This window comes from Schumannella sp. GW821-FHT10F01 (assembly GCF_058809295.1).
Genome location: NZ_JBXASM010000004.1, coordinates 145202 through 170724, shown reverse-complemented (window position 1 = coordinate 170724; position 25523 = coordinate 145202). Strand labels below are relative to the sequence as shown.

General features: G+C 71.8%; 25 protein-coding genes. 14 read left to right on the top strand and 11 right to left on the bottom strand.

Going from position 1 to position 25523, the window contains the following annotated elements; translation table 11 throughout:
* Window positions 1-28 precede the first annotated feature (28 nt).
* The 5 genes from gap to AC1RSJ_RS07135 all read left to right on the top strand — a co-directional run bounded on the left by gap (window position 29) and on the right by AC1RSJ_RS07135 (window position 3807).
* A complete protein-coding gene (gene gap / locus AC1RSJ_RS07155) occupies window positions 29-1033 on the top strand; it encodes a type I glyceraldehyde-3-phosphate dehydrogenase (protein ID WP_493117657.1) in 1005 nt (334 codons plus the stop codon).
* 6 nt (window positions 1034-1039) lie between these two features.
* Entirely contained in the window at window positions 1040-2257 is a 1218-nt protein-coding gene (locus AC1RSJ_RS07150; RefSeq protein ID WP_493117656.1) for a phosphoglycerate kinase, read from the top strand.
* Window positions 2254-3045, top strand: a complete 792-nt coding sequence (gene tpiA, locus AC1RSJ_RS07145) for a triose-phosphate isomerase (protein WP_493117655.1) — start codon at window positions 2254-2256, stop codon at window positions 3043-3045. The genes AC1RSJ_RS07150 and tpiA overlap by 4 nt, the downstream gene beginning before the upstream one ends.
* 112 nt (window positions 3046-3157) lie before the next feature.
* Window positions 3158-3409 carry a preprotein translocase subunit SecG gene (secG, locus tag AC1RSJ_RS07140; protein ID WP_493117654.1) on the top strand — a complete coding sequence of 84 codons (252 nt, stop codon included), beginning with the start codon at window positions 3158-3160 and terminating at the stop codon, window positions 3407-3409.
* Between the two features lie 29 nt (window positions 3410-3438).
* Window positions 3439-3807, top strand: coding sequence for an RNA polymerase-binding protein RbpA (locus tag AC1RSJ_RS07135; protein ID WP_493117653.1), 369 nt, complete (start codon window positions 3439-3441; stop codon window positions 3805-3807).
* 97 nt (window positions 3808-3904) lie between these two features.
* Here AC1RSJ_RS07135 and pgl read toward each other — a convergent pair whose 3' ends face one another.
* Genes pgl through tkt form a run of 6 tightly spaced genes read right to left on the bottom strand, consistent with a single transcriptional unit; the run spans window position 3905 to window position 12064 of the window.
* A complete protein-coding gene (pgl, locus tag AC1RSJ_RS07130) occupies window positions 3905-4702 on the bottom strand; it encodes a 6-phosphogluconolactonase (protein ID WP_493117652.1) in 798 nt (265 codons plus the stop codon).
* A 17-nt stretch (window positions 4703-4719) separates the two neighbouring features.
* Complete coding sequence (locus tag AC1RSJ_RS07125; protein WP_493117651.1) at window positions 4720-5661, bottom strand: glucose-6-phosphate dehydrogenase assembly protein OpcA; 942 nt, start codon at window positions 5659-5661, stop codon at window positions 4720-4722.
* Window positions 5658-7202, bottom strand: coding sequence for a glucose-6-phosphate dehydrogenase (gene zwf, locus AC1RSJ_RS07120; RefSeq protein ID WP_493117650.1), 1545 nt, complete (start codon window positions 7200-7202; stop codon window positions 5658-5660). The genes AC1RSJ_RS07125 and zwf overlap by 4 nt, the downstream gene beginning before the upstream one ends.
* 4 nt (window positions 7203-7206) lie before the next feature.
* On the bottom strand, window positions 7207-8805 hold the full coding sequence (locus AC1RSJ_RS07115; protein WP_493117649.1) for a glucose-6-phosphate isomerase: 1599 nt from the start codon (window positions 8803-8805) through the stop codon (window positions 7207-7209).
* On the bottom strand, window positions 8802-9920 hold the full coding sequence (tal, locus tag AC1RSJ_RS07110) for a transaldolase (RefSeq protein ID WP_493117648.1): 1119 nt from the start codon (window positions 9918-9920) through the stop codon (window positions 8802-8804). The genes AC1RSJ_RS07115 and tal overlap by 4 nt, the downstream gene beginning before the upstream one ends.
* 47 nt (window positions 9921-9967) lie before the next feature.
* Window positions 9968-12064: a transketolase gene (gene tkt, locus AC1RSJ_RS07105; RefSeq protein ID WP_493117647.1), complete on the bottom strand. Its 2097-nt coding sequence runs from the start codon at window positions 12062-12064 to the stop codon at window positions 9968-9970.
* Between the two features lie 264 nt (window positions 12065-12328).
* Between tkt and AC1RSJ_RS07100 the strand changes: the two genes are divergently transcribed.
* The 8 genes from AC1RSJ_RS07100 (at window position 12329) to AC1RSJ_RS07065 (ending at window position 20653) form a co-directional block, all read left to right on the top strand.
* The gene (locus AC1RSJ_RS07100) at window positions 12329-13261 is read left to right on the top strand and encodes a heme o synthase (protein WP_493117646.1); all 933 of its coding nucleotides are present in this window, start codon (window positions 12329-12331) and stop codon (window positions 13259-13261) included.
* Between the two features lie 14 nt (window positions 13262-13275).
* The gene (locus tag AC1RSJ_RS07095; protein WP_493117645.1) at window positions 13276-14271 is read left to right on the top strand and encodes a COX15/CtaA family protein; all 996 of its coding nucleotides are present in this window, start codon (window positions 13276-13278) and stop codon (window positions 14269-14271) included.
* Window positions 14272-14403: 132 nt separating this feature from the next.
* Window positions 14404-15822 carry a Fe-S cluster assembly protein SufB gene (gene sufB / locus AC1RSJ_RS07090; RefSeq protein WP_493117643.1) on the top strand — a complete coding sequence of 473 codons (1419 nt, stop codon included), beginning with the start codon at window positions 14404-14406 and terminating at the stop codon, window positions 15820-15822.
* Window positions 15819-16997, top strand: a complete 1179-nt coding sequence (sufD, locus tag AC1RSJ_RS07085) for a Fe-S cluster assembly protein SufD (RefSeq protein ID WP_493117642.1) — start codon at window positions 15819-15821, stop codon at window positions 16995-16997. The genes sufB and sufD overlap by 4 nt, the downstream gene beginning before the upstream one ends.
* A complete protein-coding gene (locus AC1RSJ_RS07080) occupies window positions 16994-17320 on the top strand; it encodes a non-heme iron oxygenase ferredoxin subunit (protein ID WP_493117641.1) in 327 nt (108 codons plus the stop codon). The genes sufD and AC1RSJ_RS07080 overlap by 4 nt, the downstream gene beginning before the upstream one ends.
* A 33-nt stretch (window positions 17321-17353) precedes the next feature.
* Entirely contained in the window at window positions 17354-18112 is a 759-nt protein-coding gene (gene sufC, locus AC1RSJ_RS07075) for a Fe-S cluster assembly ATPase SufC (RefSeq protein ID WP_493117640.1), read from the top strand.
* Between the two features lie 21 nt (window positions 18113-18133).
* Window positions 18134-18463, top strand: a complete 330-nt coding sequence (locus AC1RSJ_RS07070; protein WP_493117639.1) for a metal-sulfur cluster assembly factor — start codon at window positions 18134-18136, stop codon at window positions 18461-18463.
* A 369-nt stretch (window positions 18464-18832) separates the two neighbouring features.
* Window positions 18833-20653, top strand: coding sequence for a glycosyltransferase family 2 protein (locus AC1RSJ_RS07065; protein ID WP_493117638.1), 1821 nt, complete (start codon window positions 18833-18835; stop codon window positions 20651-20653).
* A 42-nt stretch (window positions 20654-20695) separates the two neighbouring features.
* On the opposite strand, the gene AC1RSJ_RS07060 is transcribed toward AC1RSJ_RS07065, so the two are convergent.
* Together AC1RSJ_RS07060 and AC1RSJ_RS07055 are read right to left on the bottom strand one after the other, a co-directional pair.
* Window positions 20696-21775 carry a DNA glycosylase AlkZ-like family protein gene (locus AC1RSJ_RS07060; protein WP_493117717.1) on the bottom strand — a complete coding sequence of 360 codons (1080 nt, stop codon included), beginning with the start codon at window positions 21773-21775 and terminating at the stop codon, window positions 20696-20698.
* Between the two features lie 21 nt (window positions 21776-21796).
* Entirely contained in the window at window positions 21797-22417 is a 621-nt protein-coding gene (locus tag AC1RSJ_RS07055; protein WP_493117637.1) for a biotin transporter BioY, read from the bottom strand.
* 85 nt (window positions 22418-22502) lie between these two features.
* Between AC1RSJ_RS07055 and AC1RSJ_RS07050 the strand changes: the two genes are divergently transcribed.
* On the top strand, window positions 22503-24101 hold the full coding sequence (locus tag AC1RSJ_RS07050) for an ABC-F family ATP-binding cassette domain-containing protein (protein ID WP_493117636.1): 1599 nt from the start codon (window positions 22503-22505) through the stop codon (window positions 24099-24101).
* Between the two features lie 42 nt (window positions 24102-24143).
* On the opposite strand, the gene AC1RSJ_RS07045 is transcribed toward AC1RSJ_RS07050, so the two are convergent.
* The 3 genes from AC1RSJ_RS07045 to AC1RSJ_RS07035 are packed head-to-tail and all read right to left on the bottom strand — an operon-like array spanning window position 24144 to window position 25491.
* A complete protein-coding gene (locus tag AC1RSJ_RS07045) occupies window positions 24144-24968 on the bottom strand; it encodes an SURF1 family cytochrome oxidase biogenesis protein (RefSeq protein ID WP_493117635.1) in 825 nt (274 codons plus the stop codon).
* Window positions 24965-25198: a hypothetical protein gene (locus tag AC1RSJ_RS07040; RefSeq protein WP_493117634.1), complete on the bottom strand. Its 234-nt coding sequence runs from the start codon at window positions 25196-25198 to the stop codon at window positions 24965-24967. Before AC1RSJ_RS07040 ends, AC1RSJ_RS07045 begins: the two co-directional genes overlap by 4 nt.
* Window positions 25195-25491, bottom strand: coding sequence for a DUF3099 domain-containing protein (locus tag AC1RSJ_RS07035; RefSeq protein WP_493117633.1), 297 nt, complete (start codon window positions 25489-25491; stop codon window positions 25195-25197). The genes AC1RSJ_RS07040 and AC1RSJ_RS07035 overlap by 4 nt, the downstream gene beginning before the upstream one ends.
* Between the last annotated feature and the right edge of the window lie 32 nt (window positions 25492-25523).

Below are 25523 nucleotides of genomic sequence, written 5' to 3'. Positions count from 1 at the left end.
GACGCGGGCGCTCATCGCAAGGAGCGCAATGTCCGTCAAGATCGGCATCAACGGCTTCGGCCGGATCGGTCGAAACTACTTCCGAGCCGCCCTCGCCAAGGGCAGCGACCTCGAGATCGTCGCGGTCAACGACCTGACGGACAACCAGTCGCTCGCTCAGCTGCTGAAGTTCGACTCGATCACCGGCCGTCTGAACGCCGAGGTCACCTACGACGACGACGCGATCTACGTCGACGGCAAGGCGATCAAGGTCTACGAGGAGCGCGACCCCGCGAACCTGCCCTGGGGCGAGCTCGGCGTCGACATCGTCATCGAGTCGACCGGCCGGTTCACCGACGCCGCCGACGCGCGCAAGCACATCGAGGGCGGCGCGAAGAAGGTCATCATCTCGGCGCCGGCCACCGGCGACGACGGCACGTTCGTGCTCGGCGTCAACGAGTCGACCTACGACCCGGCCACGATGCACATCCTCTCCAACGCCTCGTGCACCACGAACTCGCTGGCCCCGCTGGCGAAGGTGTTCAACGACGCGTTCGGCATCGAGCGCGGTCTCATGACCACGATCCACGCCTACACCGCCGACCAGAACCTGCAGGACGGCCCGCACAAGGACCTGCGTCGCGCCCGCGCCGCCGCCCTCAACATCGTGCCGACCTCGACCGGCGCCGCCAAGGCCATCGGCCTGGTGCTCCCGGAGCTCGCCGGCAAGCTGGACGGCTACTCGCTCCGCGTGCCCGTGCCGACCGGCTCGATCACCGACCTCACCGTGCAGGCCTCGCGCCCGGTCACGATCGACGAGGTCAACGACGCCTACAAGGCCGCCGCGGAGGGTCCGCTCAAGGGCATCCTCAAGTACTCGACCGACCCGCTGGTCTCGCACGACATCGTGAGCGACCCGCACTCGTCGATCTACGACGCCCCGCTGACGAAGATCCTCGGCGACCAGGTCAAGCTGTACGCCTGGTACGACAACGAGTGGGGCTACTCCAACCGCCTCGTCGACTTCGCCGAGTACGTCGCCGCGCGGCTCTGACCCTTCATGGCGCTGCGCACCATCGAGAGCCTCGGTGAGCTCTCCGGAAAGACCGTCCTGCTCCGCTGCGACCTCAATGTGCCGCTGAAGGACGGGGAGATCACCGACGACGGCCGCATCCGCGCGTCCGTCCCGACGATCCAGCGCCTGCTGTCGTCCGGTGCCCGCGTCGTCGCGATGTCCCACCTGGGGCGTCCCGACGGGGCACCGGATGACCGCTACAGCCTGCGGCCGGTGGCCGAGCGGCTCGCCGAGCTGATCGGCCGCGAGGTCCGCTTCGCGTCCGACACCGTCGGCGACGACGCCCGTGCGGCGGTCGACTCCGGCGCCGAGCTCGTGCTGCTCGAGAACCTCCGCTTCAACGCGGGGGAGACCGCGAAGTCCGACGACGAGCGTGCGGCCTTCGCCGCGCAGCTCGCCGCGCTCGGCGACGTGCTCGTGTCCGACGGCTTCGGCGTAGTGCACCGCAAGCAGGCGAGCGTCTACGAGCTCGCCGAGCAGGTGCCCAGCGCCGCCGGCCTGCTGATCGCCGAGGAGCTCGACGTGCTCGACCGCCTCACCGAGACGCCGGAGCGGCCGTACGCGGTCGTGCTCGGCGGCTCGAAGGTCAGCGACAAGCTCGGCGTGATCGGCCACCTGCTGCCGCGCGTCGACGCGATGCTCATCGGCGGCGGCATGCTGTTCACCTTCCTCAAGGCCCTCGGCCACGAGGTGGGCTCCAGCCTCCTCGAGGCGGACCAGGTCGAGACCGTCAGGGGCTACCTGAGGGAGGCGGAGGAGCGCGGTGTCGAGCTGCTGATCCCGACCGACGTCGTGGTTGCCTCGAAGTTCGGCGCGGACGCGGAGCACCAGGTGACGCGGGCCGACGCGATCGAGTCGACCCCGTGGGGCTCGGCCGGTCTCGGCCTCGACATCGGACCGGAAACGGCGGAGGCCTTCGCGGCCGTGGTCGCCCGGTCGAAGACGGTGTTCTGGAACGGCCCGATGGGCGTCTTCGAGCTGGCGCCGTTCGCGGCGGGCACGAAGGCGGTCGCCCAGGCGATGACCGAGGTCTCCGGCCTCGGTGTGGTCGGCGGCGGCGACTCCGCCGCCGCCGTGCGGGCCCTCGGGTTCGCGGATGACGACTTCGGACACATCTCGACGGGCGGCGGTGCCAGCCTCGAGTTCCTCGAGGGCAAGCTCCTTCCCGGACTGGTGGTCCTCGGATGGGAGGCGGCGGCGTGACCGCGAGCACTCGGACCCCGCTCATCGCGGGGAACTGGAAGATGAACCTCGACCACCTGCAGGCGATCGCCTTCGTGCAGAAGCTGCAGTGGAAGCTCAGCGACGCCGGGCACGACTTCGGCGCCGTGGAGGTGGCCGTCTTCCCGCCGTACACCGATCTGCGCAGCGTGCAGACGATCGCGGCGGCCGACAAGTACGACCTCGCCTACGGCGGCCAGGACCTGTCCGCGCACGACAGCGGCGCCTACACCGGCGAGATCTCGGGCGCCTTCCTCGCGGCCCTCGACGCCCGCTACGTGATCATCGGGCACTCCGAGCGCCGGCAGTACCACGCCGAGACGGACGAGGACGTGGCGGCGAAGGTCGCCGCGGCTCACCGCCACGGCCTGGTGCCGATCATCTGCGTCGGCGAGACCGCCGACGACCTCGAGCAGCACGGCCCGAGCGCCGTGCCGGTCGCCCAGCTCACCACCGCCCTCGGCGGTGCGCTGAAGGGCGCCGAGGTCGTCGTGGCGTACGAGCCCGTGTGGGCGATCGGATCGGGTCAGGCGGCGACGAGCGCGCAGGCCCAGCAGGTCTGCGCCGCCCTCCGCGAGGTCGTCGGCACGCAGCTCGGCGCCGACGCGGCCGCGGCGACGCGCATCCTCTACGGCGGCTCCGTGAAGTCGGGCAACATCGCCGGCTTCATGCGCGAGACCGACGTCGACGGCGCGCTCGTCGGCGGGGCGAGCCTGCAGATCGACGAGTTCGCGGCGATCGTCCGCTACCAGGCGCACGTCGGCGTCTGACCCGTCTCCGCGAGGCGCCCGGCGTTCCGCCGGGCGCTTCGCGCATGCGGCTCCCAGCCTCCCGGTATACTGATCCGCGGCCCATCCGGCCGACGAAAGGCATCTCACCCTCGTGGACATCCTCCAGGTCGTCGTGCAGGTGATCCTCGGGATCACCAGCCTCCTGCTGACCCTGCTCATCCTGCTGCACCGCGGACGCGGCGGCGGCCTCTCCGACATGTTCGGCGGCGGCGTCACCTCGAACCTCGGCGCCTCGGGTGTCGCGGAGCGGAACCTCAACCGCATCACGGTCGTGCTCGGCCTGGTGTGGCTGGCCTGCATCGTCGTGCTCGGCCTCATCATCAAGTTCAACGCCGGCTCCTAGCCGCCGTTCCAACCCGAGGAGCAGCAGCAATGGCATCAGGTGGCAGCGCGATCCGCGGATCGCGGGTCGGCTCCGGCCCCATGGGCGAGCAGGACCGCGGATACCACGCGGACCGCATCGCCGTCTCGTACTGGGACGCGCTCGGCAACGAGACCGTCCGCTACTTCGCGGCGAACCTGCCCGCGGAGGAGATCCCCGAGACGATCGACAGCCCGAACACCGGCCTGCCGGCCGGCCGGGACCGCGAGAACCCGCCGCAGTCGGCGAAGCTCGAGCCCTACAAGACGCACCTCGCGTACGTGAAGGAGCGCCGCACCGACGAGGAGGCGGCCCAGCTCCTCGAGGAGGCGCTGGAGCAGCTCCGCGCCCGCCGCGGCGGCGGCGCCGCGACCGCGTAGCGCGCGACCGGCACGAGCACCTCGGACACGAGAAGGCCCGGCTCCCCGAGGGGAGCCGGGCCTTCGTCCGTCCGGGCGCCGCTACTGCACGGCGCTGCTACTGCACGTCGTGCGCAGCGGTCCAGTACAGCTCGGGCGTGATGAGGTTCTCCGGCACCTCGGCCGCGGCCTCCTGGTCGACGAAGAACACGGTGCGCTTGCGTCCCTCGGCGCCGGCGGCCGGCACGTCGTTGACGCTCGCGCCGGCGAGGGCGAGCCCGAGGGCGCCGGCCTTGTCCGGTCCGGCGAGCACCATCCAGATCCGGTCCGCCGCGTTGATGGTCGGCAGAGTGAAGCTGAGGCGCAGCGGCGGCGGCTTGGGGGAGTCCGTCTCCGCCACGACGACGCGGTCGGTGACGCGCACGTTCGCGTGGTCGGGGAACAGCGAGGCGATGTGACCGTCGGGCCCGACGCCGAGGAACATGATGTCGAAGCGCGGATGCGCCGCGCCGCCCTGCGCGGCCGCCGCGAGCTCCGCCTCGTAGGCCTGCGCGGCCTCCTCGATGGTCGCCTGCTCGCCCGGTGCCGGCAGCGAGTGCACCTGCTCCGGACGGAGGCCGAGGTGGTCGAGCAGCGCCCGCTTCGACTGGGTGTCGTTGCGGTCCGGGTCGCCGTGCGGCAGGTAGCGCTCGTCGCTCCACCAGAAGTCGATCCGCGACCAGTCCACGCCGTGGCGGGCGGGGGAGTCCGCGATCGCCGCCAGCACCGCCTCGCCCATGGTGCCGCCCGTCAGGCAGACGTTCGCGCTCCCCTCGTCGTCGAGCAGGTCGACGATCTTCGTGAGGAATCGGGCCGCGACGCTCCCGGCCAGGGTCTGCTTGTCGGGGTGCACCAGCACCCGGCGCTCGTTGGTCACATGTCCTCGTTCCGGGCTCAGCGGGCCGCGCGAGTCGTGGCCAGCTGCTCGAGCCCCTTCTGGACGACCTCGCCGAAGAGCTCGTCCGGGTCGAGCCTACGCAGTTCCTCGGCGAGGCAGTCGCGCAGGCTGCGGCGTGGCAGCGAGACCTCGTGCGTCGGCTGCCCCGGCTGCTCGAGCTTGGCGACCGTCGGGGTGATCCGCTCGAGGCTGATCGGCCCGGCGGCGCGGTGGAGCACGACGCTGTGGATGCCGCTGGAGCCGTGGCCGGGGCCGGCCATCTCCAGCGAGACCTCGGCGTCGAGCTGCAGCCGCAGCCAGGCCGCGAGCAGCTCCGTCGAGGGCGACTGGGCGGCGCCCGTCACCTCGACGCGGTCCACCGGCTCGTACGGCGCCTGGTCGAGCGCCGCGGCGAGCTGGGCGCGCCAGAGCGTGAGGCGGGTCCACGAGAAGTCGGTGTCGCCCGGTGCGTAGCCGGCGGCGAGCCGCTCGATCTCCGCATTCGGGTCGGCGGCCGTCGCGGCGTCCGTGATGCGGCGCTGGGCGATCCGGCCGAGCGGCGAGCCGCTGACGTCGTCGGGGGCCTCGTGCGGCCACCAGACCACCACCGGGGCGTCCGGCAGCAGCAGGCTCGTGACGAGCCCCTCCTCGTCGCTCGCGGTGTCGCCGTAGGCACGGAGCACCACGACCTCGCTCGCGCCGGCGTCGCCGCCGACGCGGATCTGCGCGTCGAGGTGGGTGGAGGCGTCGTCCGGCGCGACCGAGATCACGATGACGCGCATCGGATGCTCGCGCGAGGCGTCGTTGGCGGCCTCGATGGCCTCCTCCTCCTCGCCGAGGTGGCAGCTGATGACGAGCGTGAGCACGCGGCCGAGGGCGACGGCGCCGCCCTCCTCGCGGATCTTCACGAGCGCCTTGCCCACCGCGCTGGTGGTGGTGCCGGGCAGTTCGACGATCACGGGCGCCTCCAGACGCGGCCGTCGCGCCCGAGGAGCGCGTCGGCGGACTCGGGGCCCCAGGTCCCCGGCTTGTACTGCTCGAGCGGTCCACCCTGGGCCGCCCAGTACTCCTCGATCGGGTCGAGGATCTTCCAGCTGAGCTCGACCTCCTGGTGACGCGGGAACAGCGGCGGGTCGCCGAGCAGCACGTCGAGGATGAGGCGCTCGTAGGCCTCCGGGCTCGCCTCGGTGAACGCGTGGCCGTAGCCGAAGTCCATCGTCACGTCGCGCACCTGCATGCCGGCGCCGGGCACCTTCGAGCCGAAGCGGAGCGTCACGCCCTCGTCCGGCTGCACCCGCACGACGAGCGCGTTCTCGCCGAGCTCGGAGGTCTGGCTGTCGGCGAACAGGTACTGCGGCGCGCGCTTGAACACGACCGCGATCTCGGTGACGCGGCGGCCGAGCCGCTTGCCGGCACGGAGGTAGAACGGCACACCCGCCCAGCGCCGGGTATCGATCTCCAGCTTGATGGCGGCATAGGTCTCGGTCGTCGACTCGGGGTTCATCCCGTCCTCGTCGAGGAAGCCGAGCACCTTCTCGCCGCCCTGCCAGCCGCCCGCGTACTGCCCGCGCGCGGTCGCCTCGCCGAGGTCCTTCGGCAGGCGGACGGCGGAGAGCACCTTCTCCTTCTCGGCGCGGAGGTCCGCGGCGTCGAACGAGATCGGCTCCTCCATCGCGGTGAGCGCGAGGAGCTGCAGCAGGTGGTTCTGGATGACGTCGCGCGCGGCGCCGATGCCGTCGTAGTAGCCGGCGCGGCCGCCCACCCCGATGTCCTCGGCCATGGTGATCTGCACGTGGTCGACGTAGTTCGCGTTCCACAGGGGCTCGTAGAGCATGTTCGCGAAGCGGAGCGCCAGGATGTTCTGGACGGTCTCCTTGCCGAGGTAGTGGTCGATGCGGAACACGCTGTCCGGCGGGAACACGCTCTCGACGACGTCGTTCAGCTCGCGGGCCGTGCGCAGATCGGAGCCGAACGGCTTCTCGATGACGACGCGGCGCCAGGAGTCCTCGTTCTGCTCGGCCAGCCCGCTGCGGCGGAGCTGCTCCGTGACCTGCGGGAACGACTTCGGCGGGATCGACAGGTAGAACGCGTGGTTGCCCAGCGTGCCGCGCTCGGTGTCGAGGCCCTGGAGCGTCGCCCTGAGGCGGTCGAACGCCGCGTCGTCGTCGAACTCGCCCTGCACGAAGCGGATGCCCTCGGCCAGCTGGCGCCAGACGTCCTCGTCGAACGGGGTGCGCGCGTACTGCGCGACGGCGTCGTGGACGACCTTCTCGAAGTCCTGGTCGTCCCAGTCGCGTCGCGCGAACCCGACGAGGCCGAAGCCCGGGGGCAGCAGACCCCGGTTGGCCAGGTCGTAGACCGCCGGCATGAGCTTCTTGCGCGCGAGGTCGCCCGTCACGCCGAAGATCACGAGGCTCGACGGACCCGCGATGCGGTTCAGGCGACGGTCCTCCGGGACGCGGAGCGGATTGTGCTCGGCGTCGATGTTCACGGGGGCCATCCGGTCAGCCGATCGCGGCGCGCAGCTCGGCGATGCCGGCCGCGACGTCCGTCAGGGTGAGCGTGAGGACCGGGCGGCCGTGCTCGGCGAGCACGGTCGCGTCGCCCGCCGCCTGGGCGGCGATGAGCTGCCCGAACGTGAACGGCCGGTCCGGGATCTGCAGGTCGCGCTCGTGCGAGCCGACGATCTGCAGGAACACGCCGACGGCGGGGCCGCCCTTATGGAACTGGCCGGTCGAGTGCAGGAAGCGCGGTCCCCATCCGAAGGTCACCGGGCGCCCGCTGCGCTCGGCGAGCACGTCGCGGAGCTCGGCGAGGTGCGGGTTCGCGGGCCGGTCGAGGTAGGCCTGCACGGCCACGTAGCCGTGCTCCGGCAGCGCGGCGAGCAGCGCGTCGACCGCGGAGCCGACCGTCTCGGTGGCGGGGGAGAGGTCGCCCTGCACCCGCACCTCGACGGCGCCGTCGGTGAACAGCGCGGCCTCCGGCTCCGGCGTCTTCTCGAGCAGCCCGCGCGCGGCGGACTTGGCGCTCTCGACGTCCGGCTGGTCGAACGGGTTGATGCCGAGCAGCCGCCCGGCGATCGCGGTCGCGTACTCCCAGGTCAGCATCTGGCCGCCGAGCGAGCCGGCGACCTCGATCTCGCCCTCGCGCACCTCGCGGGTGGCGCGGCGGTCGGCGACGAGCCGCACGATCTGGAGGTCGGCCGCGTCGGAGTCGAGCTCCGGCGCGTCGGTGCCGACGACGACCGGCAGCAGGCCGCGGCCGAGCTTGCCGGTGGACTCGGCGATGAGCTGCTCCACCCAGTCGCCGAAGCCGACGATGTGGGTGCCGTCCGCGACGATGACGAGCTTGTCGCGCAGCGGCTTCGTGCCGCCGATCGCGGCGCCGAGCACGAGGCCCGGGTTCGAGTCCTGGTCGAGGCCGAGCTCGAACGCGGCGGCGTCGGCCTCCGCGAGGAGCTCGCGGATGTCGGCGCCGGCGAGGCCGGAGGGCACGAGGCCGAACGCGGTCAGCGCCGAGTAGCGGCCGCCGACCTCGGGGTCGGCGTTGAAGACGCGGTAGCCGTCGGCGCGCGCGGACTGGTCGAGCGGCGAGCCCGGGTCGGTGACGACCACGATGCGCTCGGTCGGGTCGATGCCCGCACCCCGGAAGGCCGCCTCGTAGGCGCGCTTCTGGCTGTCGGTCTCGAGCGTGGAGCCGGACTTCGACGAGATCACGACGGCGGTGTGCTCGAGGCCGTCGTCGAGCGCCGCCCGCACCTGCTCCGGGTCGGTCGAGTCGAGCACGGTCAGCGCGACGCCGTAGGTGGCGGTGATGACCTCGGGCGCGAGCGACGAGCCGCCCATGCCCCCGAGCACCCAGTGCGTGACGCCGTCGGCGACGAGCTTCTCGCGCAGGGCGACGATGTCGTCGACCAGGGGAGCCGAGATCGCGGCCGCCTGGGTCCAGCCCAGGCGCTTGGCCGACTCCGCCTCGGCATCAGGACCCCACAGCGTGGCGTCCTGGGCCGAGATGCCGCTCGCCACCCCGTCGGAGACGAGCTGCGGCACCCAGCGCTCCACGGCCTCCGCCGCCGCGCCGGTGGCGTGGACGGAGACGGTCACTTCGCCGCCTCCAGCGCCGCCGTGACGGTGTCGAGCAGCTCGTTCCAGGAGACGATGAACTTCTCGACGCCCTCCTTCTCGAGCACGGCGGACACGTCGTCGTAGTCGACGCCGACGGCCGCGAGGTCCTCGAAGACCTGCTGCGCGGCCGCGTAGGCCGGGTGCACGGCATCGCCGTGGAGCGGGGCGTGGTCGAAGGTCGCCTCGAGCGTCTTCTCCGGCATCGTGTTCACGACGCCGTCGACGGCGAGCTCCGTCACGTAGAGCGTGTCCGGCAGCGCCGTGTCCTTCACGCCGGTCGACGCCCAGAGCGGGCGCTGCAGGTTCGCGCCGTCGGCGAGCAGGCTCTTGGCCTGGTCGGTGGCGAACTCCTCCTCGAAGAGGCGGTAGGCGAGCTGGGCGTTCGCGACGCCGAGCTTGCTCTTCAGGGCGAGGGCCTCGTCCGTGCCGATGGCGACGAGGCGCTTGTCGGTCTCGGTGTCGACGCGCGACACGAAGAACGAGGCGACGGAGCGGATCGTGGAGAGGTCGATGCCGGCGGCGCGCGCCTTCTCGAGCCCGTCGAGGTAGGCGTGGATGACGGCGCGGTGGCGGTCCAGGCTGAAGATCAGCGTGACGTTGACGCTGATGCCCTTCGCGATCGTCTCGGTGATGGCCTCGAGGCCCTCGACCGTGGCGGGGATCTTGATCATCGCGTTCGGACGGTCGACCGTGCTCCAGAGCTGCTCGGCCTGGGCGATCGTGCCGGCAGCGTCGTGCGCGAGGCCCGGCTCGACCTCGATCGAGACGCGGCCGTCCTCGCCGTCGGTGGCGGCGTAGACCGGCGCGAACACGTCGGAGGCGGAGCGCACGTCGTCGGTGGTGATCTGGAAGACCGCCTCGGTGACGTTCGCGCCGGCGGCGGCGAGCGACGCGACCTGCTCGTCGTAGGCCTCGCCCTTGGCGAGCGCCGCGGCGAAGATCGTCGGGTTCGTCGTGACGCCGACGACGTTGCGCTCGTCGATCAGGCGCTGGAGGCTCCCGGATGCGATCCGCTCGCGCGACAGGTCGTCGAGCCAGATGCTGACGCCGAGCGCGGAGAGCTCCGCGGTGGGGCTGGTGGTGGTGTCGGTCATTGTGCTGTTTCGCTTCCTCGAGTGCTGCGGGCCGGTCGGCTGCGTGATCAGGCGCCGGCGGCGGCGATGGAGTCCTTGGCGGCCGCGACGGCGGCCTCGGTGGTGAGCCCGAACTCGCGGTACAGGGTCTTGTAGTCCGCGGAGGCTCCGTAGTGCTCGATCGAGACGCTGCGCCCGGCATCGCCGAGGAACGGCGCCCAGGTGAGCTTGAGACCCGCCTCGATGGAGACGCGCGCCTTCACCGCGGCCGGGAACACCGACTCGCGGTACTCGGCGCTCTGCTCGGCGAACCACTCCTGGCTCGGCACGGAGACGACGCGCGCGTTGACGCCCTCCGCCTTCAGCGCCTCGCGGGCGTCGACGGCGATCTGCACCTCGGAGCCGGTCGCGAGCAGGATCACGTCCGGCGTGCCGCCCGGCGCCTCGGCGAGCACGTAGGCGCCCTTCGCGACGTTCGACGCGGCGGCGAGCGTGTCGCCCTCGGCCGCGCCCTCGCCGCGGGCGAAGACGGGGAGGTTCTGACGGCTGAGCACGATGCCCTGCGGTCCCTCGCGGCGCTCGATCATCGTCTTCCAGGCCCAGGCGACCTCGTTCGCGTCCGCGGGGCGGATGATCTCGAGGTTCGGGATGGCGCGGAGCGCGGTGAGCTGCTCGATCGGCTGGTGCGTCGGGCCGTCCTCGCCGAGCGCGACGGAGTCGTGCGTCCAGATGTAGATCGTCGGCACCTTCATCAGCGAGGCGAGGCGCACGGCCGGCCGCATGTAGTCGCTGAAGATGAGGAACGTCGCGCCGAACGCGCGGGTGTGGCCGTGCAGCACGATGCCGGAGAGGATCGAGCCCATCGCGTGCTCGCGGATGCCGAAGTGCAGCACGCGGCCGTACGGGTTCATCTTCCACATGGCGGTGGAGCGCTCAGCGGGGCCGAACGAGCCGCCCTCCTCGATCGTCGAGTTGTTCGACTCGGCGAGGTCGGCGGAGCCGCCCCAGAGCTCGGGGAGCAGCGGCGCGATGGCGTTGATGACCTTGCCGGACGCGGCGCGCGTCGAGACGTCCTTGCCGGCCTCGAACACGGGGAGCGCGTCAGTCAGGTCGGGCACCTCGCCGGCCTCGAGCCGGTCGAGCAGCGTCTTGCGGTCGGGGTTGGCCGCGGCCCAGGCGTCGAACGCCTCGTTCCACTCGGCGTGCAGGGCCTGGCCGCGCTCGACGGCGCCGCGGGTGCGCTCGAGCACCTCGGGCGCGACCGCGAAGTGCTGCTCGGGGTCGAAGCCGAGCACCTCCTTGAGGCCGCGCACCTCGTCGCCGCCGAGCGCGGAGCCGTGGATCTTGCCGGTGTTCTTCTTCGTCGGCGACGGCCAGCCGATGATCGTCTTGAGGATGATCAGCGAGGGCTGGGTGGTGTTCGCCTTCGCGTGCTCGATCGCGTCGTAGAGCGCCGCGACGTCCTCGACGTAGCCGTCCTTCGTGTTCCAGTCGACGACCTGCACGTGCCAGCCGTACGCGGCGTAGCGCGCCGCGGTGTCCTCGCTGAGGGCGATGTCGGTGTCGTCCTCGATCGAGATCTGGTTGCTGTCGTAGAACGCGATGAGGTTGCCGAGCTCCTGCGTGCCGGCCAGGCTGCCGGCCTCGCTCGTCACGCCCTCCTCGATGTCGCCGTCGCTGGCGATCACGTAGACGTGGTGGTCGAACGGGCTCTCGCCGACCGCGGCGTCCGGGTCGAACAGACCGCGCTCGTAGCGCTGGGCGTAGGCGAAGCCGACGGCGGAGGCGAGGCCCTGGCCGAGCGGGCCGGTGGTGATCTCGACGCCGTCGGTGTGGCCGTACTCCGGGTGGCCCGGGGTCTTGGAGCCCCAGGTGCGGAGGGCCTCGAGGTCCTCGAGCTCGAGGCCGTAGCCGCCGAGGTAGAGCTGGACGTACTGGGTCAGCGAGCTGTGGCCCGCCGAGAGGATGAAGCGGTCACGGCCGATCCAGGTGCTGTCCGACGGATCGCGCCGCATGACCTTCTGGAAGAGCAGATAGGCCAGGGGAGCCAGGGAGATGGCGGTGCCGGGATGCCCGTTGCCCACCTTCTCCACTGCGTCGGCGGCGAGGACACGAGTCGTGTCCACGGCCTTCTCGTCGATCGGGTCCCAGGAGAGAGCAGTCACGCGTGCGCGGCCTTTCAGTTGCTGCGCAGAGCATGGCCGATGCGCCGCGCGGGTGTCACTCGCCCGTCGACGTCTTCGGCACGCCGCAGTCCGCTGCTCCGGTCCGCGCGAGGCGATCCGGGGCCGCGCTGGGCGCTGGCGAGCACCTTCACTCTAGTGACAGCGAGGGGTCTCCCGCCGAATCGCCAGTGGTCGTCCAGGCACCTCCACGACTTCTACATCACGTAGACTCGCAGCCGTCCCCACCCCCGCTTCCGGAGAACCATGCCGCTCGCTGTCGCACCCCCGGTCGCGCCCGAGCGCATCGGCCTCCGGCGCAAGGCGCTCGCCTATACCGCCCTGACGAAGCCGCGCGTGATCGAGCTGCTGCTCATCACCACCGCGCCGGTCATGGTGCTCGCGGCGCAGGGCATCCCGAACCTCTGGCTCGTGCTGGCGACGCTCGTCGGCGGCTCGCTCTCGGCCGGCAGCGCGAACGCGTTCAACTGCTACATCGACCGCGACATCGACCGCGTGATGCACCGCACCCGCAAGCGCCCGCTCGTGACGGGGGAGCTCTCGGACCGCGAGGCGCTCGCCTTCGCCTGGATCACCGGCATCGTCTCGACGGTCTGGCTGCTCGTCTTCACGACGCCGCTCGCCGCCGCGCTCTCGGTCGCCGCGATCCTCTTCTACGTCTTCGTCTACACGCTGTGGCTCAAGCGCCGCACCCCGCAGAACATCGTCTGGGGCGGCGCGGCCGGCTGCATGCCCGTGCTCATCGGCTGGGCGGCCGTCACCGGCTCGCTCGACTGGGCGCCGGTCATCCTGTTCGGCATCGTGTTCCTCTGGACGCCGCCGCACTACTGGCCGCTGTCGATGAAGTACCGCGACGACTACGCGTCGGTCTCCGTGCCGATGCTCGGCGTCGTGCGCGGCGGCACCGCCGTCGGGCTCCAGGTCGTGCTCTACACGTGGGCGACCGTGGCCTGCTCGCTGCTGCTCATCCCGCTGGCCGGCATGGGCATGATCTACACGATCGCGGCGGCCGCGGCCGGCATCTGGTTCACGGTCGAGGCGCACCGCCTCTACGGCCGCGCGATCTCGGGCGCCGAGATCAAGCCGATGCGGGTGTTCCACGCGAGCATCACCTACCTCACGGTCGTCTTCGTGGCGGTCGGGCTCGACCCGATCGTGCACCTGCCGCTCCCGCTCTGATCGGCGAGCCCCGGATGCCCACCCCGTTCTCCCTGCTCGCCGCGCGCGTCGGCCTCGGCGGCCGCGCGCTGCGCTGGGGCACCACCGCGGCGCTCGTCATGAGCGTGCTCATCGTGCTCGGCGGCGCCGTGGTGCGGGTGACCGGATCCGGCCTCGGCTGCCCGACGTGGCCGACCTGCGACGGCACGAGCGTCATCCTCGTCGTGCCGGACTCGGTGCACCTCATCATCGAGCAGACGAACCGGATGCTCACCGGCGTGCTCATCGTCGCCGTCGGCTGGGCGATCGTCGCCGCGCGTCTGCAGCGCGTGCACCCCGGTCCCGGCCGCCGCGACGACCGGATGCTGACCCGGCTCGCCTGGTCGCAGTTCTGGCTCGTCGTCGCGAACGCGGTCGCCGGCGGCATCACCGTGCTCGTGCAGCTGAACCCGTGGGTCGTCGCGCTCCACTTCGCGCTGGCGATCGGCCTGCTCACGACCGCCACCCTGACCTGGCATCGCGCCCGCGCCCTGCTCCGCGCCGAGGTGCCGCCGCGCGCGCCGCGCGCGCTCCGCTCGCTCGCCTGGGTGCTCGTCGCGGTCACGCTCGCGCTCATCCTCATCGGCACCGCCGTGACCGGCGCCGGGCCGCACTCCGGCGACTCGGAGGAGGTGCGCCGCAACGGCCTCGACTGGACGTCGACGGCCGCGATCCACGGCGTGCTCGGCACGGCGGTGCTCGTGCTCGGCGTCGTGCTCCTCGTCGTGGCGCGCCGCCGCGGGTACCCGCTCGCCGCCCGCCGCGCGGCGTTCTTCGTGATCGTCGTGCTGCTGCAGGCCGCTCTCGGGCTCGTGCAGGCCGTCACCGGGCTGCCGGAAGCGCTCGTCGCCCTCCACGTGCTCGGCTCGGCGCTCGTCTGGGTCGGCGCCCTCCGCGTGCTGCTCGACACCGACACCGCCCTGTTCTCGGTGCGGGCGTCCGCGGCGGATGCCCAGCCGGCGGTCCGGAGATCTCCGGCGCCCTCCCTGTAGGCTGGGTGGGTTCAGGCGCGACGCGGCCCGGGGCTCGTGTGCTTCGCGACGCCCGTCGGATGCCTCGCATGCTGGACCGCAACGACACCGACACGGGCGGAATGGCCCGCTTCGGGAGGAAGAAGGTTTGCCATGTCAGATGTGCTCATCGACCGGCCGGAGCTCAACGGCCTGGGGCAGTACGAGTTCGGCTGGTCCGACTCGGACGCCGCGGGCGCCATCGCCAAGCGCGGGCTCTCCGAGCAGGTCGTGTCCGAGATCTCGGCGCTGAAGAGCGAGCCGGAGTGGATGCTCCGCAACCGCATGAAGGCCCTCAAGCTCTTCGGCATGAAGCCGATGCCGACGTGGGGTGCCGATCTCACGGGCATCGACTTCGACAACATCAAGTACTTCGTGCGCTCGACCGAGAAGCAGGCGGGCTCGTGGGAGGACCTCCCCGAGGACATCCGCAACACGTACGACCGGCTGGGCATCCCGGAGGCCGAGCGCAAGCGCCTCGTCTCCGGCGTCGCCGCGCAGTACGAGTCCGAGGTCGTCTACCACCAGATCCAGGAGGACCTGGAGGCGCAGGGCGTCATCTTCATGGACACCGACACCGCGCTCAAGGAGCACCCCGAGATCTTCGAGGAGTACTTCGGCACGGTCATCCCGGCCGGCGACAACAAGTTCGCCGCGCTGAACACGGCCGTGTGGTCTGGCGGGTCGTTCGTCTACGTGCCGAAGGGCGTGCACGTCGAGATCCCGCTGCAGGCGTACTTCCGCATCAACACCGAGAACATGGGCCAGTTCGAGCGGACGCTGATCATCGCGGACGAGGACAGCTACGTGCACTACATCGAGGGCTGCACCGCCCCGATCTACTCCTCGGACTCGCTGCACTCGGCCGTCGTCGAGATCATCGTGAAGAAGAACGCCCGCGTTCGCTACACGACGATCCAGAACTGGTCGAACAACGTCTACAACCTGGTCACCAAGCGCGCCGTGGCGCACGAGGGCGCGACCATGGAGTGGATCGACGGCAACATCGGCTCCAAGGTGACGATGAAGTACCCCTCGATCTATCTGATGGGGGAGCACGCCAAGGGCGAGACCCTGTCCGTCGCGTTCGCCGGCCCCGGCCAGCACCAGGACGCCGGCGCGAAGATGATCCACATGGCGCCGCACACGACGTCGTCGATCGTCTCCAAGTCGATCGCCCGCGGCGGCGGCCGAGCCGGCTACCGCGGCGAGGTCCGCGTCGACGCGAACGCGCACCACGCGGCCAACACGGTCCGCTGCGACGCGCTGCTCGTCGACACGATCTCGCGCTCCGACACCTACCCGGCCATCGACATCCGCGTCGACGACGTGCAGCTCGGCCACGAGGCGACCGTGTCGCGCGTGAGCGAGGAGCAGCTGTTCTACCTGCAGTCCCGCGGCATGCCGGAGGACGAGGCGATGGCGATGATCGTGCGCGGCTTCATCGAGCCGATCGCGCGCGAGCTGCCGATGGAGTACGCCCTGGAGCTGAACAAGCTCATCGAGATGAGCATGGAAGGCAGCGTCGGTTGAGCAGCACCCTCACTCCCGAGCAGCACGGCGCGAAGCCGCACAGCGACGGGGGCTGGGACGCCGGCGAGCGGCGCGTCCCCGTCCAGACGCGCTCCGCGCGGCCGACGAGCCACGACCCGGCCGACTTCGAGGTCACGGGCCGCGAGGTCGACTGGAAGTTCACGCCGGTCGACCGCATCCGCGATCTCATCGACGGCGAGCTCGACGGCGCGCCGTACGCCGTGCAGTACCCGGAGTCCGCGGGCACCGACGTCGAGTGGATCGAGCGCGACGACGCCCGCATCGGCCGCGCCGGCACCCCCGAGGACAAGGCCTCCGCGAACGCCTGGTCGTCCTTCGAGAGGGCCCTCCTGATCAGCGTCGAGGGCGAGGCCGAGGTGCTCACCGTCACCCGGGCGCACCTCGACGCCGCCCCGCGTGCCGCCCACGTCGTGGTCGACGCCGCGCCGCAGTCGCGCGGGCTCGTCGTGCTCGACAGCCGCGGGCCGGCCCGCCTGGCCGAGAACGTCGAGATCGTCGTCGGCGCCGGCGCGCACCTGACCGTGGTCAGCGTGCAGGAGTGGGACGACGAGGCGGCCCATCTGGCCACGCACTTCGCCCGCGTCGAGCGCGACGGGGTGCTCAAGCACATCGTCGTGTCGCTCGGCGGCTCGATCGTGCGCGTCAACCCGCAGACCCACCTGGCCGGCGAGGGCGGCGACGTCGAGATGCTCGGCCTGTATTTCGCCGACGCGGCGCAGCACCTCGAGCAGCAGGTGTACGTCAACCACGACGCCCCGCACACGAAGAGCCGCGTGACCTACAAGGGCGCGCTGAACGGCCAGGGCGCGCACACGGTCTGGATCGGCGACGTGCTGATCGGCCGCACCGCGACCGGCACCGACAGCTACGAGCAGAACCGCAACCTCGTGCTCTCCGACGGCACCCGCGCCGACAGCATCCCGAACCTCGAGATCGAGACCGGCGACATCGCCGGCGCCGGTCACGCGAGCGCGACGGGCCGCTTCGACGACGAGCAGCTGTTCTACCTCCGCGCCCGGGGCATCCCGGAGGACGAGGCCCGTCGCCTCGTCGTGCTCGGCTTCCTCAGCGAGGTCGTGCAGCGGATCGGCGAGCCGGCCCTCGAGGAGCGCCTGCAGGCCGCGCTGGTCGCGGAGCTCGAGGCGGCGCGGTGAGCGCGCAGCGGGTCTGCGGCGCCGATGAGATCACGGTCGAGAGCGCGCGCAAGGTCGTGCTCGACGGCGTGTCCATCGCGGTCGTCAAGGACTCAGCCGGCGACATCCACGCCATCGGCGACACCTGCACCCACGGCGACATCTCGCTGTCGGAGGGCTTCGTGGAGGACGACACGCTCGAGTGCTGGGCGCACGGGTCGAAGTTCTCCCTGACCTCGGGCAAGCCCCTGACCCTGCCGGCCTACGAGCCGGTCCCCGTCTTCGCGGTCGAGATCCGCGACGGCGACGTCTACATCGACCCGGCCGTCACGGTCGCGGTCTGAGCTGAACACGAACCACCGCTGGAGCGAAGAGACATGAGCACACTGGAGATCCGCGACCTGCAGGTCTCGATCGAGACCGATCAGGGCACGAAGCCGATCCTCAAGGGCGTCGACCTGACCATCGGCCAGGGCGAGATCCACGCCGTCATGGGCCCGAACGGGTCCGGCAAGTCGACCCTGGCGTACACGATCGCCGGCCACCCCCGTTACAAGGTCGACGGCGGCTCGATCACCCTCGACGGCCAGGACGTCCTGGCGATGACGATCGACGAGCGCGCCCGAGCCGGCCTGTTCCTCGCGATGCAGTACCCGGTCGAGATCCCGGGCGTCACGGTCGCGAACTTCCTGCGCACCGCGAAGACCGCGATCGACGGCGAGGCGCCGGCCATCCGCGGCTGGGCGAAGACCGTCGGCCAGGCCATGGCCGAGCTGCGCATGGACTCGTCGTTCTCGGGCCGCAACGTCAACGAGGGCTTCTCGGGCGGCGAGAAGAAGCGCCACGAGATCCTGCAGCTCGAGCTGCTCAAGCCGAAGCTCGCGGTACTCGACGAGACCGACTCCGGCCTCGACGTGGACGCCCTGAAGATCGTGTCGGAGGGCGTGAACCGCGCCCACGCCGCGACCGACCTCGGCGTGCTGCTGATCACGCACTACACGCGCATCCTGCGCTACATCGAGCCCGACTTCGTGCACGTCTTCGTCGATGGCCGGGTCGCCGAGGAGGGCGGCCGCGAGCTGGCCGACCGTCTCGAGGACGAGGGCTACGACCGCTACCTCGCCGCTCCGGCGTAGGCTCCGGACCGGAGGTCGCACATGCCCACCGCACTCGCACCCGCGCTCTTCGACCAGGTGTCGGAGAGCCTCAAGGACGTCGTCGACCCCGAGCTCGGGGTCAACATCGTCGACCTCGGCCTCATCTACGACCTCGCCTGGGACGACGAGAACGACGCGCTCATCATCTCGATGACCCTGACCAGCGCCGGCTGCCCGCTCACCGACGTGATCGAGGAGCAGATCGCCGACGCGCTCGACGGCGTCGTGGAGCGCTTCCGCATCAACTGGGTGTGGATGCCGCCGTGGGGCATGGAGCGCATCACCGACGACGGGCGCGACATGATGCGCTCGCTCGGCTTCAGCATCTGAGCGGACGCCGCCAGCCTGCGAGCCCCTCCCGGGATCCCGGGAGGGGCTCCGTCGCGCTGGGGGCGAGTCCCGGTGAGCCCGGCCTCCCGGTGAGCCCGGCCTCCCGGTGGCCGCGCCGCTCCGCTAGGTTGAGCGCAGGGTCGCGTTCGAGAGGCTTCGACGGCGCAGCGGACGGGGTCGCGATCCGAGCACGACCCGAACCCGCGCGCGACCTCCCCGATCGCCGCGGCATCCCCGTCTCTCGGCGCCCGATCCGCGGCGCCGCGCCCCGGCGCACCCGACCCGATCGCCTCGACCACGACGCCCCCCGTCGACCCGTTTCGCCTGCTGCTCACCCGTCGGCCCCCGCCGGCAGAACAGGTGCCCCCGATGACCGTCCTCCAGCGCGTCGCCTACTGGGGGATCACGACCGTGATCCTCCTCTGCGCCCTCCGCTTCGCCCTCTACGTGCTCGACCCCGCGCGGCTCGCCGCGAATCTCGGGCCGGATCCGTCGCCGCTCGACGGCGTCCTCCTCGCCCTCCTCTGCTTCGTCCTCCTGCAGAACACCGTCATGGCCCTCCTCACGTGGGTCATGACGGGACTCCTGCAGCGCAGGCCGGTGCGCCGCCGCCGCGGCCTGCCTGAGCTGCCCGATCCGGCGGACACGCGGGTCGCGTTCATCACCACGTTCGTGCCCGGCAGCGAGCCGCTCGAGATGCTCGCGCAGACCCTCAAGGCGATGACGAGGGCCGACCACCCGCACGACACCTGGGTGCTCGACGAGGGCGGCGACGACCGGGTGCGGCGGCTCTGCCGCCTGCTCGGCGTGCGCTACTTCAGCCGGAAGGGCGTCGCGCGCTGGAACACCATCGGCGGCACTTACTCGGCGAAGACCAAGGGCGGCAATCACAACGCCTGGTACGAGGCGCACGGGCTCTCCTACGACTTCGTGGCGCAGATCGACACCGACTTCCTGCCCCGGCGCGACTTCCTCACCCGCACGCTGCGCGAGTTCTCCGACCAGAGGATCGCCTGGGTCGGCACCCCTCAGATCTACGGGAACACCGAGAGCTTCCTCGCGCGCGGAGCCGCAGAGCAGACCTACGGCTTCTACGGGCCCGTCATGCGCGGCCTCAGCACCATCGACTCGGCGCTGCTGATCGGCGCCAACCACGTCATCCGGGTCGCCGCGCTGCGCGAGGCGGGGCTGTACTTCGCGCATCTGACGGAGGATCTCGCGACCGGCATGACGCTGCACGCGCGCGGCTGGCGGTCGGTGTACGTCGCGGAGCCGCTCGCCGTGGGGGAGGGGCCGACCCAGTGGGGCGCGTTCTTCAAGCAGCAGTTCCGCTGGGCGAAGGGCAGCATCGACCTCCACCTGACCCGCTCGCCAGGGCTGGTCCGGCGCATGCGACCCGCGCAGATCGCCGTCTACGCCTGGCTGCTGTCGTTCTACTGGAACGGCGCGGCGTTCGGCCTCGGCATCGTGCTCCTGCTGCTGCACCAGCTGCTCGGCTGGCAGGCCATCCGCGGCGATGCGGTCGGCTTCCTCGGCGTCTACCTGCCGCTGCTGCTCGTCATCGAGGCGTCGGCGCTCTGGACGCAGCGGTTCAACGTCCGGCCCCGCACGGAATCCGGACTGCTGATCCGCGGACGGCTCCTCACGGTGGCGGCCATGCCCGTGTACCTCGCCGCCTTCCTGGCCGCACTGCGCGACCTCGGCAAGCACACGGAGTTCGAGGTGACGCAGAAGGGCTCCGGCGCGTCGGCCGCGCCCCGTCAGACGGGACGCCGGAAGGGCGGCGCGCTGCATCCGCACCTCGTCGTGACGATGGTCGCGGCGGGCGGCGCGCTCGCGGGTCTGGTGCTGGGCAACCTCGACCCGATCGGCCTGCTGTGGACCGCGGCCGCGTCGGTTCCTGCCGTGATCGTGCTGTTCCGCCCGAAGTGGCAGATCGTCCGCTTCGAGGTGAGGCGGATGCGACGGCGTCACCGGCGCGTGCTCGACCGGCTCGAGTCCGCACTGGCCGAGGTCTCGAGCTCGGTCCGTGCCGCCGCGCGCGCACCGGCCGCCGACCCTCTGTTCCTCGCCGCCGCGCGCGAATCGGTGCAGCAGGACCTGCTCGACATGCTGCCGCCGCCCCTCGCCGGGACGGCGTACCCGCTGCCGCGCCCGGTGCCGCCGCTCGGAACGCGCGCCATCGCCTGATCCGGGCGCCGGCCGACCCGTGGCGGCACGCGCCGCCGCGGGTCAGCGGTCGCCGACGACCTCGACGCCGAGCCACTCGGCGAGGTCCGCGATCTCGGCGCGCACCATGTCGTGCTCCTCGTCCTCGAACGGCAGCAGCTCGTGCACGGCCGTGACCGTCAGGCGGCGTCGCTCGCGATCCGCCTTCGCGTCGAGCATGCCGGCGAACCGGTCGCCGATGAGGATCGGGTGCGCGAAGTAGCCGTACACCCGCTGCGGCGCCGGCTTGAACTGCTCGAGCACGTACTTGAAGCCGAACAGCTCCTCGATCCGCGGCCGGTCGGCGAGCATGCCGTCGTACGGGTTGAGGAAGGCGACGCGGCCGTCGTCGTCCTGCTCGAGCGCGGCGACCGCATCCGGGTCCACCCGCCAGCGCCACCGCGAGCCCTCGACCTCGGCGGGCTCGCCCGCCTCGCCGACCCGCGACCACGGGCTGTTCCGCTTCGCGATGCCGACGGCGCGCAGACGGCGCTCCTGGAGCAGGCGGGCCGCGGTATCACGATCGTGCTCCGGCAGGTCAGCCGGGTACACGCGCTCCGCGAGGTCCCAGCGGCGGTGCCGGCCCTCGCGTCCGGCGACGGCGACGTCACCTCTCCTGGCGAGCAGGTCGAGCATGATCGGCACCTGGTTCGGGCCCGACCAGCTGTCCGACTCGCGCGCGACCGCCGCGGTGTCCGGGATCTCGGCGGCGAGCAGCGGACCGTCCGCGCGGAGCCGGGCGAGCACGTCGCGCCGGAAGCGGTCGTTCGCCGCGAGCCACTCGCGATTCGACTCCCGATGCGGCTGCCACTCGCGCATCGCCGGCAGCATCAGCGGCAGCAGGCTCGCGGCGTGGAACTGCCCGTCGTGCTCGAACAGCAGGCGGTCGCGCTCGACGACGTCGTTCAGCTGACCGGACTCGTAGCCCCAGCCGAGGCGCGACCACAGCACGGTGTGCTCGCATGGTGCGATCGTCGCGGTCGGATCGATCTTGATGCTGCCGAGCTGCTCGGCCACCTCGACGACGTCACCGGGACGCGCCGCGTCGAGCAGCTGCGCCCGCACCGCGATGCGGCGCGCCTCGTCGCGGGAGAGGCGGTGCACCACGGAGCGGGGAGTCCGGCCTCAGTCGCGCGGGGCCGACGCGCTCCGGCCGGACACGGCCCACAGCAGCGGCATGATGCCCGCGGCGACGGCGGCCTTCACGGCGCCGCCGACGAGGAACGGGTAGAGGCCGCCCTGGAGCGTCTGCTCGAGGTTCAGGTGCAGCGCGATCGAGAGCCACGGCAGGCCGAAGGCGAAGGTCACGAGGGTGCCGGCGGCGAAGGTCGCAGCCGCCTTGAGCACCTTGCGGTCCCACGAGCGCTCGGCGAGCCAGCCGACGAGCGCGGCGGAGGCGATGAAGCCGACGATGTAGCCGCCGGTCGGGCCGAGCACGACCGACAGGCCCGACGAGGCGTCGCTGAAGATGGGGAGGCCGATCATGCCGAGCACGGCGTACGCGATCATCGAGATCGCGCCGCGGGCTGCGCCGAGGGCCGAGCCCACGATGAGCACGGCGAGCGTCTGGCCGGTGATCGGCACGGGCCAGAGCGGGATCGACAGCTGCGCCAACCCGGCGGTGAGGGCGACTCCGGCCAGCACGAGGGCGGCATCGCGGGCGAGGCTCGCGGCACGGCTGTCGACGCGGGGGAACAGCCGGTCGGCGAGCACGAGACGGGGAGTGGCGGCGGCGGGGGTCGTCATGCCCGTAGACTATCGGGCTGGCCGACGTCGTCCCGCGACCGCCGTCTCGCGCGGTCATCCCACCCCCTCCCGTCAGGAGTCCGTCGTGCTCGCCGTCTCGAACCTCGAACTGCGAGTCGGCGCGCGCCTGCTCATGGAGGACGTCTCCTTCCGCGTCGACCGCGGCGACAAGGTGGGGCTCGTCGGTCGCAACGGCGCGGGCAAGACGACCCTGACGAAGGTGCTCGCCGGCGACCTCGCCGCGAACGCCGGCTCGGTCGACCGCAGCGGCGAGATCGGCTACCTGCCGCAGGACCCGCGCTCCGGCGACCCGGAGCAGACGGCGCGCACGCGCATCCTCGACGCCCGCGGGCTCGGCACGCTCGTGCTGCAGCTGACCGAGGCGACCGAGGCCATGGGGTCCGCCGACGCGGACGTCGCCGAGAAGGCGATGGCCCGCTACGGCCGGCTCCAGGATCGCTTCGAGGCGGCCGGCGGGTACTCGGCGGAGGCGGAGGCCGCGTCGATCGCGTCGAACCTCGCACTGCCGGACCGCATCCTCGACCAGCAGCTGAAGACGCTGTCGGGCGGTCAGCGCCGCCGCATCGAGCTCGCGCGCATCCTGTTCTCCGACGCCGACACGATGATCCTCGACGAGCCGACCAACCACCTCGACGCCGACTCGGTCGTCTGGCTGCGGGAGTTCCTCAAGGGCTACCCGGGCGGCGTGATCGTGATCAGCCACGACATCGAGCTCGTGGAGGAGGTCGTCAACAAGGTCTTCTACCTCGACGCCAACCGCCAGGTGATCGACATCTACAACATGGGCTGGAAGCACTACCTGCGCCAGCGCGAGGCCGACGAGGACCGCCGCAAGAAGGAGCGGGTCAACGTCGAGAAGAAGGCCACCCAGCTGCAGCTGCAGGCCGCGAAGTTCGGCGCGAAGGCGTCGAAGGCCGCCGCCGCGCACCAGATGGTCGCCCGCGCCGAGAAGATGCTCTCCGGCCTCGAGGAGGTGCGCCAGGTCGACCGCGTCGCCAAGCTGCGCTTCCCCGACCCGGCGCCGTGCGGCCGCACCCCGCTCACCGCGAACGGGCTGTCGAAGAGCTACGGCTCGCTGGAGATCTTCACCGCGGTCGACCTCGCGATCGACCGCGGCTCGAAGGTCGTCATCCTCGGCCTCAACGGCGCCGGCAAGACGACGCTGCTGCGCATCCTGGCGGGCGTCGACCGGCCGGACACCGGCGTGGTGGATGCCGGACACGGGCTCCGCGTCGGGTACTACGCGCAGGAGCACGAGACCATCGACGTGAAGCGCTCCGTGCTGGAGAACATGGTCAGCGCGTCGCCGCAGCTCACCGAGACGGAGGCGCGGCGCGTGCTCGGCTCGTTCCTGTTCACCGGCGACGACGGCTACAAGCTCGCGGGCGTGCTGTCCGGCGGCGAGAAGACCCGCCTGGCGCTGGCCATGATCGTCGTCTCCGGCGCGAACGTGCTGCTGCTCGACGAGCCCACGAACAACCTCGACCCGGCGAGCCGCGAGGAGATCCTCGGCGCGCTGGCCGGCTACGCGGGCGCCGTGGTGCTCGTGTCGCACGACGAGGGCGCTGTGGAGGCGCTGAACCCCGAGCGCGTGCTGATCCTGCCCGACGGCGTCGAGGATCACTGGAACAAGGACTACGCGGACCTCATCTCGCTCGCCTGAGCGGACCGGCCCCCGCTCCACCGAGTCGCGGGGAGCGGCGCGTCAGCGCCCGGCGGCGTCGAGCAGCTCGTCCTCGATCTCGGCGTCCGTCGGCCCGCGCCGGCGGCGCGGGGGAGCCGGGGGAGCGCCCTCCAGCTCCTCGCGGCGCACGCGGCGGTCGTGCCGCACCGCCCAGCCGAGGCCGACGAACGCGAGCACGCCGAATGCGATCCACTGCAGGGCGTAGGAGATGTGCGGGCCGAGGTCCGGGTCCGGCCGGACGGCGAGCTGCAGCGACTCCGCCGGCTGCGGGTCCTCGCTCGAGAGCAGCCCGTACGCACCGGTCCAGGTCGGCTCGCCGATGCGGTCCGCCATCTCGTCGAGCTGGATGCTCGGGATCTGCCCGGCCGGCGCGCTCCGGCCCGGCAGCACGGGCTCGCCCTCCCGGAGCCGCGCCACCACCGTGACTCGGCCGGACGGGGCCGCGGGGATGTGGTCGGGCACGTCGTCCTTCGAGCCGAGCCCGATCCAGCCGCGGTCGACGACGAGCACGCGGCCGTCGTCGGTGCGGAACGGCACGAGCACCTCGAACCCGGGGATGCCGCCGCTCGGGCGGTTGCGCACGAGCGTCTGCTCGTCGCGGAGGTACACGCCGGTCAGCTCGACGGGGCGCCACTCGTCGTCGAGCCGCCAGGAGTCGAGATCGGGCAGCAGCGACGCGGGCGCGACCGGCGCCTCGTCGTAGTTCGCGGCGACCCGGTCGACCTCGGCCTGGGCCTCCGCGTTGCGCGACCACTGCCACCACGACAGCAGCCCGCAGGCGATCGCGAACACGACGACGACGATCGCGTACCCGCCCCAGCGGCGCACGGCGGCGGGGAGCCTCACGAGACCTGCTCCACCGTCTCGCCGACCGGCGTCACCGCGACCGGGAACCCCCGGGTCGACAGGTAGTCGGCGAGGTGCTCGCGGTGGTCGTCGCAGGCGAGCCAGGTCTTCACGCGCTCGATGCCGTGGATGCGCGGGTTGCGCCAGTGCACCGCCCAGACGGCGTCGGCACGGCATCCGGCCGCGGAGCACTGCACGGGCGCGTCGCCGCCCGGGATGCCGATGCTCATCCCTCGTTGTCCTCGCGCTTCACGAAGACGATGCCGCCCGGCCGCTCCACCGTGCTGCCGGTGCCCGGGCCGCCCGCGTTGGCCACGACGACCGCGAAGTACGGCAGGAACACGCCGCCGATGGCGGGGATCACCCACCACCAGCCGCCGACCGTGCCGGCGAGCACGGCGATGAGGATGACGCAGATCACGCGGATGCCCATCATCACCAGGTACTTGACCTCGCGCGTGTGCAGCTCCCGGTCGGGCGACGGGGGGAGCTCGGTGGCGACGTACCTGGTGGGCTTGCGCATGGGCTGTCCCCTCAGGGTACGTCCGACCGCCC